We start from the raw sequence: 15840 nt of genomic DNA, 5'->3' as shown, positions 1-15840 counted from the left end.
GTGTTTTTTGAAAAAAAATTATCACTTGGTCAAATATCACTCACAAAGCCTATTTTTTGATACTTTTTACTACTTTTGGTAGCTCTGCGATACTTTCAATCACCATATCGGCATTCGCAATCGCTTCTTCTGATACCGCTTCACCACTTTTCACTAGAATAGTTGTACCCACTTTTGCTGCTTTCCCTGCTTGCATGTCTGCTAATTTATCTCCCACCATTATAGAAGATGCCATATCTATATTAAGAAATGATTGAGCATCTAGCAGCATGCCGGGTTTAGGTTTACGACAATCGCAATCTTGACGATACTCTTTATCTTTAGCTTCTGGGTGATGAGGGCAAAAATAGATGCCATCCAGATCAACACCGCGGTCGGCTAATGACCAATCCATCCATTCTGTCAGTTGCATAAAACTATCTTCAGAATAGATCCCTCTACCGATGCCTGATTGGTTCGTCACTACGACAAGCGCGTAACCCATTTTCTTTAACTCAGCCATGGCTTCAATGGCACCTTCAATAAATTGAAAGTCATCTATTTTGTGTACATAGCCGTGATCAATATTGATTGTACCGTCTCTATCTAAAAAGATTGCTGGTATGCCTTTACTCACCGATTTACTCCTCAAACTAAATGAGTTTTAAGTATCTCATGAAAAGAAAATAAATGAGAATAGAATAAATAAACCAAACCTTGTTGACTTAGACGTCTAGACGCCTTAACATCCAACCATATTAGATTTAGACATCTAAAAATTGATTCCTATATACTTAGAAGAAATAAATGATAAAGCTCTCAAATATTAATAAAGTTTTCCAGCAAGGAAGCCGTAACATTCAGGCACTTACAGATATTAGCCTGCATGTTCCTGCTGGACAGATCTATGGTGTTATCGGTGCTTCTGGCGCGGGTAAAAGTACGCTAATCCGTTGTGTAAATATGCTTGAACGCCCTACCTCTGGGCAAGTTATCGTTGACGGTCAAGATTTAACGGCTTTACCTGAAAAATCTTTGACGAGAGCACGTCGTGGTATTGGCATGATCTTTCAACATTTTAATTTGCTATCTTCTAGGAACGTATTTGATAACGTGGCACTGCCACTTGAGCTAGATAATACGCCTAAAGATAAAATTAAAGCGCGTGTTAGCGAATTACTGGATCTTGTTGGCCTAACAGAGAAAAAAGATGCTTATCCCGCGAATCTTTCGGGAGGGCAAAAGCAGCGTGTAGCAATCGCGCGTGCATTAGCCAACTCGCCAAAAGTTTTATTATGTGATGAAGCTACGAGTGCACTGGATCCTGCGACAACACGCTCCATCTTAGAGTTACTCAAAGATATAAACCGCCGTTTAGGGCTAACTATTCTCTTAATCACCCATGAAATGGATGTGGTGAAGAATATTTGTGACCAAGTCGCTGTCATTAGTGGCGGTCAGTTGATTGAACAAGATAAAGTGAGTGAAGTTTTCTCTCATCCTAAAACGCCTGTAGCACAAGAGTTTATTAAATCAACGTTGGTCATTGATATTCCTGATGACTATAAAGAACGACTCAAAAATGAACCAGCAGCAGATTTATCGCCTTTATTGAAGCTAGAATTCACAGGGCAATCTGTTGATGCACCACTAATTTCTATGGCTGTTCGTAAATTTGACATCGATATCAATATATTAAGTTCACAAATTGACTATGCCGGTGGCGTAAAATTTGGCGTCATGCTCGCTGAATTACATGGGGTTAATGGCGGTGTTGAAGCAACCATTGAATTTTTGAAAGAGCATCATGTCAAAGTAGAGGTTTTGGGTTATGTCTGATGGAATGATTTCACTGCTTATATCGGGAACGATTGATACTATTATTATGACTTTCGTTTCGGCGATCCTCGGTTTTATCATGGGCGTACCTACAGGGGTTCTACTCTATGTGACTCGCCGAGGGCAAGTCATGGAAAATACGGCTCTTTATGCGGTGATCTCGGCTATAGTGAACATTTTCCGTTCAATACCATTTATTATTCTATTAGTCTGGATAAGCCCATTTACCAAGTTTTTAGTCGGCTCAGCAATCGGCATTGAAGGTGCTATTGTTCCCCTTACTGTTGGTGCAATCCCTTTTATTGCTCGTATGGTTGAAAATACCTTATTAGAAGTACCAAGTGGTTTGATTGAAGCATCCAGAGCCATGGGCGCTACACCACTGCAAATTATTCAAAAGGTTCTATTACCTGAGTCTTTACCTGGGATCATCAACGCTGCAACGATCACCTTAATTATGCTGGTTGGGTATTCTGCAATGGGCGGTGCTGTCGGTTCAGGTGGCCTAGGCCAAATAGCAATGCAGTATGGTTATTACAGTTATAATCCATTAGTGATGAATACCGTACTTGTCCTGTTAGTCATCTTAGTTTTCGCCATTCAATTTACTGGTGAATACTTAATGAAAAAAGTGTCACATAAATAGTCCGTAAAATAGCAGCGCCGTTATTAAGGTGCTATAAAGAAAAGCATTTAAGGGGTATATCTATGTCTATTAAGTTGAAATCTATCGCAGTTGTCGGCGCGCTATTAGGATCATTAGTTCTAGCGGGTTGTGGCGAAAAAGAAAAAGATCCCAATAGCATCAAAGTCGGTGTTATTATGGGGAAAGAGCTAGAAGTTGCTGAAGTTGCACAAAAAGTAGCAAAAGAAAAATATGGTTTGAATGTCGAACTGGTTGCGTTTAATGACTTTGTTCTACCAAACGAAACCTTAAGCAAAGGTGATCTTGATGCCAACGCATTCCAACACAAACCGTATCTTGATCAGCAAATTAAAGATCGTAACTATAAATTAGTGCCTGTAGGTAATACATTTATCTACCCAATCGCGGCATACTCTAAACAAATTAAATCAGTTGATGAACTTGCCGATGGCTCACAAATTGCGTTGCCTAACGATCCAACTAACTTAGGTCGTTCACTACTTCTGCTAGAAAAACAAGGCTTAATTAAACTGAAAGAAGGTACTGGTTTAATGCCGACCGCTTTGGATGTGGTCGAAAACCCTAAGAACTTGAAATTTGTTGAATTAGAAGCACCACAATTGCCACGTGCATTGGATGATAAAAAAATTGCTCTGGCCATCATCAACACAACTTGGGCGAGCAGCGCAACGCCTAAACTGACGCCAGCAAAAGATGGTTTATTTGTAGAAGATAAAGATTCTCCTTATGTCAACATTATTGTGACTCGTGACGATAATAAAGATAATGAGAATGTGAAGAAGTTTGTTCAAGCATATCAATCAGATGAAGTTGCTAAGAAGGCAGATGAAGTCTTTGATGGTGGTGCAGTTAAAGGCTGGTAATCTTTTTTATTAGTAAAAAAGCGATTAATATACTAGGTGGTCAGTGCCACCTAGTATTTTTTGTATTATATAAAGACAACACATAGCAAATATCATTTTCCCAATACCTATAAGACTATAAGATTAAAAAAGGAAAAACTTATGAGATTGTTATTGCTCACCCTAGCAACTTTTGTTCTCGCTGGGTGTGGAATGAATCAATACATTCATCAGGGTCCAAATAAAGGCTTCACAAGTATGAAGCTTTCAAAACCAGTACCAAAAACAGACACCAAACCTAGCACGACAAATGTAAAACTCATGAACAGCCCTGAAGAGCTATTGGGAATGCCATTTAAAGATTTAGGTGTTGTTTCAGGTCAATCATGTCGTGAAAGCCTTCAAAGCCCACCAGCAAATCTGAATACTGCGAAGAAAAGTATGTTAACCAAAGCAGCGTATATCGCCGCCGATGCTGTTGTATTGCATCAATGCCAAACAATGGCTTCTCCTGGTTGCTACCAAGCAACGATTTGTGAAGGTAGTGCGATAAAAATTGTCGAATAAATACCTAATGAAATCGTTCGAATGTAATGTAATTGGGCATATTGAATCCCCCTATAAGGAAAAATTTGCCATCCCACGCCAACCTGGACTTGTTCCAGGTGGCTCGGGGCGATTGCATTTGCATCCTCCCTATAATGATCCTAATTCGATTAGAGGTTTAGACCAGTTCAGCCATATTTGGGTACTATTTGTTTTCCACCAAACCATGCAAGGGGGGTGGAAACCACTAGTGCGCCCTCCTCGGCTTGGTGGTAATGAGAAAATGGGCGTTTTCGCTACACGCTCAACCTTTAGACCAAACCCAATTGGCATGTCATTAATTGAATTAAAAGGAATAAGCCAAAATAATAATCAAATTATTTTGGAGTTAGGGAGTTTAGATTTAGTTGATGGCACTCCAGTCATTGATATCAAACCATACTTACCTTTTGCTGAAGCTATCCCTACAGCACAGGCTGGTTTTGCTCAAGATGCCCCGGCGGATGATATGCAAGTGATTTTTCATCCCCAAGTTCAGCAAGATTTATTAAAATACCAAACAAGCTACCCTGGGATCGCGCAATTTATACAGCAAGTTCTCATGCAAGATCCACGTCCAGCCTACAAGAAACAGGCTATGACTGAAGAGCGTAACTATGCTGTGCATTTACTCGATTTTAATGTGCGTTGGAGAGTGCTCAATAATATAACAGAAGTGTTCGCCATCGAACCTTATGAAAAAATCGACTAACCCCTTTTGGCAAAGCACGGTCGCTGGTAGACTAGCTGTTTTATCATGCTGCTTTTGCAGCCTAGATTAAGTTGGCAAGAACATTTTTGCCATCACCCGTTGTTCTAATGGAACCTATACAATGCGTACTAGCAAATATCTGCTCTCAACACTAAAAGAGACTCCTGCAGATGCCGAAGTGATCAGTCACCAATTGATGCTTCGTGCAGGAATGATCCGTAAACTTGCATCTGGCCTTTATGACTGGTTACCGACTGGTGTCCGTGTTCTGCGTAAAGTCGAAAACATTGTCCGTGAAGAAATGGAAAATGCGGGCTCAATTGAAGTGTCTTTGCCCGTTGTTCAACCCGCTGATTTGTGGCAAGAGAGTGGTCGCTGGGAGCAGTATGGTCCTGAATTACTGCGTTTTGCTGATCGTGGCGAGCGCCCTTTCGTTTTAGGTCCAACCCATGAAGAAGTCATTACTGATTTAGTGCGTAATGAAATTACTTCATACAAACAGCTACCACTGAATTTATTCCAAATTCAGACAAAATTCCGTGATGAAGTGCGCCCACGTTTCGGTATCATGCGCTCACGTGAATTTATTATGAAAGATGCTTACTCTTTCCATACATCGCAAGAATCATTGCAAGAAACCTATGATGCAATGTATGAAGCCTACAGCAAAATTTTTACTCGTATCGGTTTTGATTTCCGTGCTGTACAAGCTGACACAGGCTCAATTGGGGGCAGTGCTTCTCACGAATTCCAAGTGCTTGCGCAAAGCGGTGAAGACGATATCGTATTCTCTACAGGCTCTGATTTCGCAGCAAATATTGAGCTGGCTGAAGCCATCACTCCGCTAACACCACGTTCAGCGCCAACAGAAGAAATGCGCCTTGTCGATACACCAAACGCAAAAACTATTGCGGAGTTGGTGGAGCAATTCGGTTTGCCTATCGAAAAAACCGTTAAAACACTCATTGTTAGAGCTAAAAAAGAGTCTGGGCACACATTAGTTGCCTTATTAATTCGTGGCGATCATGAATTAAACGAAGTTAAAGCGGAAAAACACCCATGGATCTCTAGCCCATTAGAGTTTGCATCTGAAGAAGAAATCAAAGCGGCAGTTAAAGCAGCGCCGGGCTCATTAGGCCCTGTCAATATGCCTCTGCCAATGGTGATTGACCGTAGTGTTGCCGTAATGAGTGACTTTAGTGCAGGTGCCAATATCGATGGCAAACACTACTTTGGTATCAACTGGGAACGTGATTTAGCACAACCTGAAACGTTCGATTTACGCAATGTTGTTGAAGGGGATCCAAGCCCAGACGGCAAAGGCACATTGCTGATTAAGCGTGGTATTGAAGTAGGGCATATCTTCCAACTGGGGACTAAGTATTCAGAAGCGATGAAAGCTTCAGTACAAAATGAAGAAGGTCATAATCAAATCGTAACCATGGGTTGCTATGGTATTGGTGTTACGCGTATTGTTGCAGCGGCAATTGAACAGAGCCACGATGAGCGTGGTATCATTTGGCCAGATGCGATTGCGCCATTCCATGTTGCGATCCTGCCGATGAATATGCACAAATCTTATCGAGTCAAAGAAGTCGCGGAAAAACTGTATGCTGACTTAAAAGCACAAGGTATTGACGTTATTTTTGATGACCGTAAAGAGCGCCCAGGCGTTATGTTTGCTGATATGGAGCTTATCGGTGTTCCATACACCATTGTTATTGGCGACCGTAACTTAGACAATAATCAAGTTGAGTATAAAGCTCGCCGTAATGATGAAAAAGCCCTTATCGGTCTTGATAATGTTGTCAGTTTCTTAAAAGAGAAGCTCGCAAATACTGTGCGCTAATCCTTCCTGCCCAACCTATTACCTGATAGGTTGGGCATATTTATGATAAATCTAAATACGAACCAAGTAAAAACCCCTTCTCAGCAATAGCCGCTTTTAAGTTTTTTGACGTTAAAACGTCTAACTCTTTTACTCGGGAATACACATAGCCGCTATTTAATAATTCATTATCAATAAATGCGGGATGGCACATTATTTCGAGAGAACGCTCCCCTCGTTGCTTTGCCTTATGGAGTATTTCTAAAAAAAGCGACTCTGATATGCTATTTGGCTCCCCATAAAAGTCAGCGGAAAACGCATCTGTTGTACGTACTTGAGTATTTTTTATTTTATTGTGGTAACCAACCCGTAATGCTATCTCTTTTTGATTGGCGAAATCGACCATTAAAGGATAAAGGGGCGCCATCATATGTACATGATGATGGCTATCAATGTGGCTGGGGGGTTTACCAAAAATATCAATAAACTGATTATATTGGCAGTGTAGCTCTTGCACTATTTCGGCTATAGGAAGTTGATCTGATTTTTCCATCTCCCATATCCACTTCCCTAATATACCGTTACGCACAAGCGAAGGCATTGGCGAACACGGTTTCCCCATTGTAAGGACAAAATGCATTCCTACAGCCAATAATGGCTGCTCTGTGGCTAATTGTGCCGCATGTTGGATACTAGGCATATTTACCATGGCCGTAGTTGATGTCACAATACCATTTCGATGAGCCTCTAAGATCCCATAATTGACTGACTTACATAAGCCAAAATCATCTGCGTTCACAATAAGTAAACTCGTCATACTGCAATGCCATTAAGATGGGGTTTATTCGCACTCCCCTCTTCTTCAAGATATTTAATTACCTTAGAAAAATTCGGTAAATAATGTTTATGGGCTAAAAGAAGTGCTTTAGCCATATCCCGAGCATCATTGTCTGAATGAACTAAAGGATTTAAGTTCATTGCTAATAAAAGCTCATTAAAATCACCACTCACTGCCGCTTGGCTCGCGGCTATTTCAAATTCTTTGATGCTATAAATTAAGCCGAGAACTTTTTCATCGAACTGAGTCACTCTTTCGTGCGGTGTAACGCCATTACGCCCTAATTTACAGGTCATTTCGACAACCCAATTTGCAGGGATATTACTAATATGACCATTATGGGGAATATTCACATAATGCTCGGTCTGCTTGTCATTATACAGTGCATTTATCACTTCACAGGCGGCATCTGAATAATAAGCTCCCCCCCGCAATTCAAGCTGTTTTGGTTTAATTTTTAATTCGGGATCTTGGTATAATTCAAAAAGCTCTTTTTCAATTTTTTGTACAACTTGCGCTCTGGTGCCTTCTTTATAGAATTCCGCCATTTCAATCGCGAGCATTTCTTTATACTTAAAATAGTACTGTAAGTATGAGCATGGAATTAATTTCAAGGCCTTCAATAACCCACTATCAAAGGGTAAACCTGTAATATTTTTTACCGAGCTTGCTTTATAAGCTTTCGAAATAATGCCATTAAGTACTTCATCAAAGCGAGACACGCTGTCGACAAAAATGTCTTTGATAAATACCATATGATTTAAGCCAAAAAGCGTTATCGACAAATTATTTTTTTTTGTTAAACCGAGCACATCCGTAATAAACATTTTCAGGCCAATTGGAATATTACAAACGCCTATAAAACGTCTAAATTGCGTATGCCGGTATACTGCTTCGGTTATCATTCCTGCTGGATTGGTAAAATTAATCACCCAGGCTTGGGGGCAGAGAGCTTCAACATCTTTAAGGATCTCAAAAATTACCGGAATGGTACGTAACCCTTTAAATAAGCCTCCTACTCCATTCGTTTCTTGCCCTAAGTATCCATATTGTAATGGTATTACTTCATCTTTCTCTCTTGCTTTTAATAACCCGACACGTAGCTGTGTCGTCACAAAATCAGCATCCTTTAGTGCAGCTTTGCGGTCTAATGTTTTATAGAGTTTTAACGGTATATTGGCATTTTTTATCATGCGCAACCCTAGCTCATAAATGATATCGAGTTTTTCTTTTCCTTCTTCAATATCAACCAGCCAAAGTTCACTAATCGGTAGTTCATGATAACGTTTAATAAAACCATCTATTAATTCAGGAGTGTAACTGCTTCCACCACCAATAGTGACGACTTTTAATTTATGCACCATATTAACACCTACCTATTTTATTAATAAACATTGGCTATCATTTTCACTGGATATCTTTAATAAAAATTTGACTGTAGGCTTTTTCTATATTCACTTGGTGTTAATGATGTCGCCTCTTTAAATTTTTTCACAAATAAACTAGGGCTACTGTAACCTGATTCAAATGCAATATCAGTGATTGAATAATTTGTAATTTCTAGCTGTTTTTTAGCAAAATTAATTCTAATTTCATTAATGATTTGCATTGGCGTTTTTCCGCAATAGCGCTTTGTGGCACGAGTTAAATACTCTTGTGACTTCCCTGTTATTGTCACCATATTTTCTAACGCATTTTCATTAAACATTGCAATTTCATGCATTTCTTCAATCGTGTTTTTTAGCCATTGTGGCGTATCATCATAGACTTTGCTTTCTCTATAATGACGTAGTCTATTGACTACATTAAAGGTTACTACCTCAATAAACTCATTAAATTCACTATCACGAAAGTTTAATGACGCAATCACTGATTCTATATAAGCCATAAATTCATTTTTTAATGGGTAGGCTTGAGAGGCAACAAAAAATGATGGTAATAAGGGTGAAAAATATTTTTCGAAGAATGACTTTCTTATACCAACATTTAAAATTCTTGTTGCTCCAAAGTCATAGAAACTTTCATGATGAGAGCCAATTGGCAGAAAAACAAAATTCCCTCGTTCAAGCAATACTTTTCTGCCATTAATTTTTTGATAATAACGCCCTGTTAGGACAATCGTATATTCATAATAATCATGCTGATGCAGCCCTGTTGCACTTTCTGTTTTATTATAAATAACAACATGGAAATCCTTGTCATTAAATATATCATTCTCATAGACCATTTTAATCTCTATATTTGAGTTATTAACATTTAGTGTCGGCTGCATCATCATCCCCTTTATTTAATTTATTTTTTTATGGACTTCGATTAACTCCGTGATCAATTCACGAGCAAGTATCGTATTCATTAAGTGATCTTGAGCATGAACAAGTATTAAACTCACTTTAATTTTGCCTTCCCCCATATCCGTCTCTATCATTTTTGTCTGCACTTTATGGGCTTCAGTTAAGGCTTCTTTTGAATCTTCCATTAGCTCCATCGCCTCAACAAACTTGCCTTCCTTGGCATAAGTTAACGCTTTATAAGCGAGGCTTCTTGCCCTACCAGAATTAATGATTAACCCCATCACTACTTCTTCCAGACTGTCAGCAGAGAGTGTTCCATTACTATCTATGTCAATCATAACTTCCCCATTTATTATTCATTTTTAATATATTTAAAACTTCAATGCATTTTTGATCTCTTCTTCACTTTCCGTATTATTTGCAATAGTTTGCGCCTTATTAGAAATAATAACGAAAGGTAAATAAACAAGAACAGAAATACCAAGATTAAACAGTGCTAAAAATAAAGCAGAAATATTACCATTTGTGTTAAAGAATGCGCCTAATCCTGTTGGCATAGTCCATGGACCTATATTCGTAATCGGCGGAATAATACCTACATAATAGGCAATCACCGTGATTGCGGCTAACAGAGGTTGAATAATGATAAATGGAATAAAAAGGATTGGGTTCATGATCACAGGGATCCCAAATATAATTGGTTCATTAATTTGAAATATCCCCGCTGGTAACCCTAATTTAGCGACCTGCCGATAATCTGCTCGCCGTGAGGCTATAAATATGGCAATAATTAATCCAAGCGTAGCGCCTGTTCCACCAAGGAAAACATAGGAGTCTAATAAAGGTTTTGCCCACAGATGAAATGTCTGCCCCGCCTCAATCGCATCATTAACCGAACCATATTGATTATATAACGCGACATTTTCTAGCGCCCAAGGCGTCATAATCCCTGAGTCTAGTGCTGTAAGAGCCAAAGCACCATGAATACCAAAGAACCATAATAGTGAGGTGAAAATCGTATACGCCCAACCGACAACCCCTCCCAGAGAAGCTAATGGGGTTGAGATCGTATCCATAATAAATTGATGGAAGTGAGTCGCTTGCCCTGCTAGCACCCATGCAATAATCCCTACCACTAATAGTATCAGGAAACCTGGCACTAATGCAGAAAAGGAGCGGCTAACTGCTGGCGGTACTGTATCTGGTAATGTAATTACCCAGTTACGGCGGACAATAAAGGTAAAAGCTTCAGCAATAACTAAGCCAATGATAATACCTGAAATAATATTTGCGCCACCTAGCCAATTCGCACCAATAGCATAGGCACCATTCACATCAAATGGTGTAACAGCCACAAAGGCTGCTATCGCAATAATTCCTGCCGCTATAGAGTCCACTTTGCGTTCTTCAGCGAGAGCCATAGCAATAAAAAAAGGCGTCATTAAAGACATAATCCCTAATGTACCGTTATATACATTACCGCCGATGCCTTTAAACTTATTAATGAACTCTATTGTTTCTGGTGATAGACGAACACCTAATGAATAGAAAAACGACCCTTCATTAAAACTCAGAAAAACGTTATTAATCAAAACAAACATTGCCCCAATTAACACTAATGGCATTAATCTAATAAAACCATTTTTTATTGCATTGATATGAGGTTGATTACCCAATTTTAATGCGATCGGAAGCAATACTTTTTCAAGAGAAGAGAGCATATGATCCATAGAATATCCTTAGATACTTTAATCACATATCTTGTTTGTATGCATAAGACGACCATAGCAAATAGATAAATAACTGAAGTTGTAACAAACTATAATTGATTAACGTGATTTATTTTTTATTGATGCGACCGCTGCTTTTAAAACACCTAAGCCATCAACTTTTCCATATAAAACCGAATCAATAACTTCAACATTTTTAGTTGGCAGTAAACGCTGGATTTCGGAATGCTTCCAAGCAATTTGAGGACCAAGTAAAACGAGATCTGCATCATTCCCTTTTTGGAGGACAAGCGTTTCAGAAAAAGCTTCTATAATAACGGGAACCTCATACTTTTCAGCTTGTTGCCTCATTTTAGAGACAAGTAGTGAGGTTGACATCCCAGCGGAACAAAACAAGTAAATAAGCTTCTTTTCCACAGTAATCCTCTCAATCATATCGTTCACTTAAAATACCTACCTCTCGCATCAGATATTTTTACGTTTTTTTGTTATCTAAATTCAGCTTGCGTCATTCGCGAGTTGCTTTTAGTTGAAGACATTATACGTAATATCCCTTGTAATGAATATTTCAGGGTTATAGTGAATTGTTTCTGATTGACTAATCGTTATGACGTTCTTCACATTTCATATAAATATATTATTGATAAAAAATATCAATTTATCATATTTTTATTATTATAAATTAAGTAATAATTTAAATTTTCTATTTTTATCCACTTATCAAAAAAAATATCGGCTCAAATTGAGCCGATATTTATTATTTTAATAATAGATTAAATCTATTTATTTACATGCGCTCGATTTATCAAACATAATATCACCTGTTTGCACTAACGCAGGATCAAATTTACCGTCTTCCATTGATGGCCTTACCGTATAGTAACCTTCAATTTCAGCATAAACAGGCGTTCCACCTGTCACACCTGTTGCACTATAACCTTTCTCAAGCTCTATCCCTGTTGCAGTATAAGTACGGCCTGTTTTACATTCGGTAAATGTTGCTGCATCAGCAAAGTAGCGGTATTCACCTGTTTTTTTGCTTGGTGCGACTTGGGTTAGCGTATAATTCAGTTGTGATTGAATTTTGTTGCCTTCCTGATCAAGCAAGACCATTGATTTATCATCTGCCGATGGTGCAAAGTACGCGCGCTCACCATTTGCATTCGTCATGCGTAATTTATCGCCATCTTTTGCCCATGTGCCCGTTTCATAAAATGTTTGGTCACCATCGCGAGACCCTAAATATACTAATTGCTCTACGTATGTACCATCTTGGTTAACCAGTAGAGTGGCCTCAATTCCAGAACAATCCGCACACGGTAAAATGCCTGTATATGCTCTATCAATATAAGTTACGCTAGGTTGTTTAACGGCTGTTTGGCAACCCACTAATGTCATCACACCGGTCGCCATTAATGCTAAGAATAGTGACTTTTTCATTACCTTTATCTCCTAACAGTTCAATTCTTATATTTTTAGTCTATATCTAATCATAACATTTTATGCAGAGAAAAATGGCGAGATTATTATATTTCGGACTTTACTGATATTAGTTCATTTTTTACCACATACGTTAATCATGAATTTACGTTTTCATCTATTGCTGATTATTGTTATTAAAATTACTGTGCTATTATCCTATGAAGCACATGATGCTTGGTAAAAAATAGTCAAGGCGGCAATAACCGCCACTAACATAGTGGTGAGGGAATATGTCTACAGATACTGAATATCAACCTATCAATTGTGATGATTACGAATATCTTGAAATCGCGTGCCAACGCCAATTGAAACTGGAAATTAAACTTCATGGCGGCGAAATCATTGAGGGGAAGGCCAGCGACTTGCTCTTGCGTAAAAAAGTTGAGTACCTAATCTTAGAGACTCAAGATGGAACAAAAGAGCTTCGTTTGGATCATATCAACACCTTCAGTCATCCTGAGATCGGCACTATCGTTGTCGATTGCTCTCACTAAAGCTCATACTCCATTGAGCCCCTCTACGCCCCTTATGAATGGTCACTGTCATAAGGGGCTCTCTATTTTATTTACACCTCTATTTGATATTCATCGAACTTATCCCAATGGAAGGCAACCCCAATTTCCTCATCTGCAACGAGGCCTTCAGGAGTGATAAAGCACCCAATGGCGGTAATTAATTGTTCATCATAATAAACTAGTGGGGTTCTTTCTCGCATCCAAGGAGAGATACCAAGCTCTTGCCAGATTTTTTTGCTACTTCTTGAATGCGTCCTACCCACAATGTTCAGTGTGCCTTGTAAGCCAAAACGAACAGTCACTTTTTCTGTTGGCAGAGGCGGGCGAATTTGCCCTTCATCGGCAATAACCTCAAGTCGCCCTAATCCTTCAGGCAAAATAAAAGGTTGGGGATAATCCCAGCAAAATTGTTGCCCTAATAACGGGTTGATACGACGTACAATCCATAATGCGCCTTGGTATCGACGAATATCGACATGGCCTAACTGACAAATCGGCTCAGCATCCTGACGGGCTAGCGCCACTTCTTGCCAAATGCGTTGTAGTTGATGGTAAGGTGGCATTGGCAAGCGGTGTAGACCAACCCAACGCCTAAGTAGCGCGTTACGTTTCGCTGGGCTGCAATCATGCAAGTTATCAATAAATAGACCACCGCGATAATCCATCATTTCGTCCAGCGCATCTTGTAATAGCTCATCAAGCAGCGATTCCTGTTCAGCACATAAGGATGCACTACGCGAAACTGCGGCGGCAAAATGAGGCCAACGCTCAGTTAAAGTCGGCATAATATGTATCCGAAGGAAATTGCGATCATAACGATCGTCTTGATTACTGTCATCTTCGACCCACGTTAACGGATATTCACGTGCATAATTTTCCAGATCGCCGCGAGATATTGCTAATAACGGACGTAGTAACCACGTTTCCCCTTTTTCTGCATAAAATGGTGACAATTCGGGCATTGACGAAAGCCCAGCAGGTCCACTGCCACGCTTTAATGCCAACATAAAGGTTTCTGCTTGGTCATCAAGGTGCTGAGCGGTGGCTATGATTTCCCCCTCTGCCAACTCGTTTCGGTAAGCCTGATAACGCGCCTCACGAGCAGCCGCTTCAATACCACGATTTGAAGGGTCAACTGTAACATGCGTGCAGACAAAGGGAATATGCCACTGTTCACACAAGTGTTGGCAGTGAGCTTCCCAATCGTCGGCCCTAACGTTAAGCCCATGATGAATGTGAATAGCCCGGATCTCTAACGAAGGAAGCTGATATTTTTTGATTTGGTAAAGTGCATGCAGCAATACGGTTGAATCTACGCCCCCGCTAAATCCCACCAGTATTTTTCGAAAATGACCTATTTTGTTGAGCACCTGCTCTATAATTGCTTGCGGCTGTAGCGCCATGAATCTGCCCTTCTTTACGCTAATATGATTGCTTTCTCTTCTGACCAACACATAACACACCAGAAACGATAACTAGCAATACACCGATGATATAAGCGATTTCAAACGGATCACTTAAAATGACCACCAACCAAAGTACGGATAATACTGGGGATAAAAATACGATGGAGGCAATTTTTGCAGAATGTCCCGTATTCATCGCCTTAAACCATAAAATGTAAGATACACCGTTAATGAGTACCCCGTTGATTACCGTCGGCCAAAATGCAGCTTTGGAAGGCAATTGTAGTTCACTAAATGACAGTAATAACACCAATGAAGTTAACGTTGAAAAGATAAATAACCAAACTGTACTAATATAAGGGTCAATCGAATATTGCCGTGAGAACACCGACATCAGTGCGAAACAAAATGCACCGCTAAATACGAATAACAGAGCCACCGGATCCTCAACCTGTAGTTGAGTAATATGCCCTTTGGTAAAAGTGATAATCACTGCAATAAACCCGATAATCACGCCCACAATCTGCCTGCCAGCTAGCTTATCTTTTAATAAAAAGACCGACAGCAAGATAATGATTAAAGGCCAACTATACTGGATCACTAATACTGCAATACCATTTTCAATGGCGTAACCGTAATAAAGAAGCAAATAAAATAAGCAATCTAAAAAACCAAGCACAAAGACTTTAAGGAGGATATCACGAGGAAGAATAAACAATTTGGTTGGCTTATAACCCGCGATCAGTGCAACCAGTATTACTGACATCGCTGAAATAAGATTAGACCAAAATAAAAATTGAAAGCTATCTAAACCATTTTGCCCAAAACGAGAAACAATTGGGATAAAACTCCATATTAATACACACATCAAGGCGTAAATTAAGTAGTTATATTGCCTCATTCTTATCTCTTATTTATGTCAGTTTTTAATCGGAAAAGTGACATCAACTTTGGAACGACCGTCGCTGCCTATATTCATTATTTTAGCAAAAACAATAAAGTGCTTATGTGGTTAACTACCCTATCAAAGTTACCAATTAATCACCAGCTTAACTAGATTTCACGACTCAAAGAGCGAGATGCACGAATAAAAAACGGGAGCTGGCTATCCCAAACTCCCGTTTTT

At 39.3% G+C, this 15840-nt stretch carries 17 protein-coding genes; 7 read left to right on the top strand and 10 right to left on the bottom strand.

All coding sequences use genetic code 11. The annotated features are described in order from the left end of the window. Positions 1 to 49: 49 nt before the first annotated feature. On the bottom strand, positions 50 to 616 hold the full coding sequence (gene gmhB / locus PR675_RS16740) for a D-glycero-beta-D-manno-heptose 1,7-bisphosphate 7-phosphatase (RefSeq protein WP_004916695.1): 567 nt from the start codon (positions 614 to 616) through the stop codon (positions 50 to 52). A 170-nt stretch (positions 617 to 786) separates the two neighbouring features. On the opposite strand from gmhB, the gene metN reads away from it, so the two are divergent. From metN to proS, 6 genes are all read left to right on the top strand, one after another. After that, a complete protein-coding gene (gene metN, locus PR675_RS16735) occupies positions 787 to 1818 on the top strand; it encodes a methionine ABC transporter ATP-binding protein MetN (protein WP_004916698.1) in 1032 nt (343 codons plus the stop codon). Continuing rightward, entirely contained in the window at positions 1811 to 2464 is a 654-nt protein-coding gene (gene metI / locus PR675_RS16730; RefSeq protein WP_004916702.1) for a methionine ABC transporter permease MetI, read from the top strand. The genes metN and metI overlap by 8 nt, the downstream gene beginning before the upstream one ends. Positions 2465 to 2526: 62 nt before the next feature. Then, complete coding sequence (locus tag PR675_RS16725) at positions 2527 to 3348, top strand: MetQ/NlpA family lipoprotein (RefSeq protein ID WP_036943442.1); 822 nt, start codon at positions 2527 to 2529, stop codon at positions 3346 to 3348. A 141-nt stretch (positions 3349 to 3489) separates the two neighbouring features. Then, positions 3490 to 3894: an Rcs stress response system protein RcsF gene (gene rcsF / locus PR675_RS16720; RefSeq protein WP_004916709.1), complete on the top strand. Its 405-nt coding sequence runs from the start codon at positions 3490 to 3492 to the stop codon at positions 3892 to 3894. Between the two features lie 7 nt (positions 3895 to 3901). Beyond that, on the top strand, positions 3902 to 4624 hold the full coding sequence (gene tsaA, locus PR675_RS16715; protein WP_060560934.1) for a tRNA (N6-threonylcarbamoyladenosine(37)-N6)-methyltransferase TrmO: 723 nt from the start codon (positions 3902 to 3904) through the stop codon (positions 4622 to 4624). Positions 4625 to 4745: 121 nt separating this feature from the next. Continuing rightward, the gene (gene proS, locus PR675_RS16710; protein ID WP_004916715.1) at positions 4746 to 6473 is read left to right on the top strand and encodes a proline--tRNA ligase; all 1728 of its coding nucleotides are present in this window, start codon (positions 4746 to 4748) and stop codon (positions 6471 to 6473) included. A 40-nt stretch (positions 6474 to 6513) separates the two neighbouring features. Here the strand turns inward: proS and chbG are convergent, their stop codons facing one another. From chbG to nlpE, 7 genes are all read right to left on the bottom strand, one after another. Beyond that, positions 6514 to 7269: a chitin disaccharide deacetylase gene (gene chbG / locus PR675_RS16705; RefSeq protein WP_060560935.1), complete on the bottom strand. Its 756-nt coding sequence runs from the start codon at positions 7267 to 7269 to the stop codon at positions 6514 to 6516. Next, positions 7266 to 8654, bottom strand: coding sequence for a 6-phospho-beta-glucosidase (locus PR675_RS16700; RefSeq protein WP_060560936.1), 1389 nt, complete (start codon positions 8652 to 8654; stop codon positions 7266 to 7268). The genes chbG and PR675_RS16700 overlap by 4 nt, the downstream gene beginning before the upstream one ends. A 56-nt stretch (positions 8655 to 8710) precedes the next feature. Next, positions 8711 to 9562 (bottom strand): transcriptional regulator ChbR, encoded by an 852-nt coding sequence (gene chbR / locus PR675_RS16695; protein ID WP_014657692.1) that lies wholly within the window; start codon positions 9560 to 9562, stop codon positions 8711 to 8713. A 15-nt stretch (positions 9563 to 9577) separates the two neighbouring features. Continuing rightward, positions 9578 to 9919, bottom strand: a complete 342-nt coding sequence (chbA, locus tag PR675_RS16690; RefSeq protein ID WP_004916722.1) for a PTS N,N'-diacetylchitobiose transporter subunit IIA — start codon at positions 9917 to 9919, stop codon at positions 9578 to 9580. 33 nt (positions 9920 to 9952) lie between these two features. Next, positions 9953 to 11311: a PTS N,N'-diacetylchitobiose transporter subunit IIC gene (chbC, locus tag PR675_RS16685; RefSeq protein WP_004916725.1), complete on the bottom strand. Its 1359-nt coding sequence runs from the start codon at positions 11309 to 11311 to the stop codon at positions 9953 to 9955. 99 nt (positions 11312 to 11410) lie between these two features. Next, a complete protein-coding gene (locus PR675_RS16680) occupies positions 11411 to 11728 on the bottom strand; it encodes a PTS sugar transporter subunit IIB (protein WP_036944146.1) in 318 nt (105 codons plus the stop codon). A 366-nt stretch (positions 11729 to 12094) separates the two neighbouring features. Next, entirely contained in the window at positions 12095 to 12751 is a 657-nt protein-coding gene (nlpE, locus tag PR675_RS16675; RefSeq protein WP_004916731.1) for an envelope stress response activation lipoprotein NlpE, read from the bottom strand. A gap of 272 nt (positions 12752 to 13023) precedes the next feature. Between nlpE and rof the strand changes: the two genes are divergently transcribed. After that, positions 13024 to 13287 (top strand): Rho-binding antiterminator, encoded by a 264-nt coding sequence (rof, locus tag PR675_RS16670; RefSeq protein WP_004916733.1) that lies wholly within the window; start codon positions 13024 to 13026, stop codon positions 13285 to 13287. 71 nt (positions 13288 to 13358) lie between these two features. Here the strand turns inward: rof and tilS are convergent, their stop codons facing one another. Together tilS and PR675_RS16660 are read right to left on the bottom strand one after the other, a co-directional pair. Further along, positions 13359 to 14711 carry a tRNA lysidine(34) synthetase TilS gene (gene tilS / locus PR675_RS16665; RefSeq protein ID WP_004916735.1) on the bottom strand — a complete coding sequence of 451 codons (1353 nt, stop codon included), beginning with the start codon at positions 14709 to 14711 and terminating at the stop codon, positions 13359 to 13361. 19 nt (positions 14712 to 14730) lie between these two features. Beyond that, complete coding sequence (locus tag PR675_RS16660; protein ID WP_014657689.1) at positions 14731 to 15615, bottom strand: DMT family transporter; 885 nt, start codon at positions 15613 to 15615, stop codon at positions 14731 to 14733. Positions 15616 to 15840 lie beyond the last annotated feature (225 nt).

Origin of the sequence: Providencia sp. PROV261 (assembly GCF_028477945.1) — a bacterium.
Lineage (GTDB): Bacteria > Pseudomonadota > Gammaproteobacteria > Enterobacterales > Enterobacteriaceae > Providencia > Providencia stuartii.
This window is presented reverse-complemented; position numbering and strand designations above follow the sequence as displayed.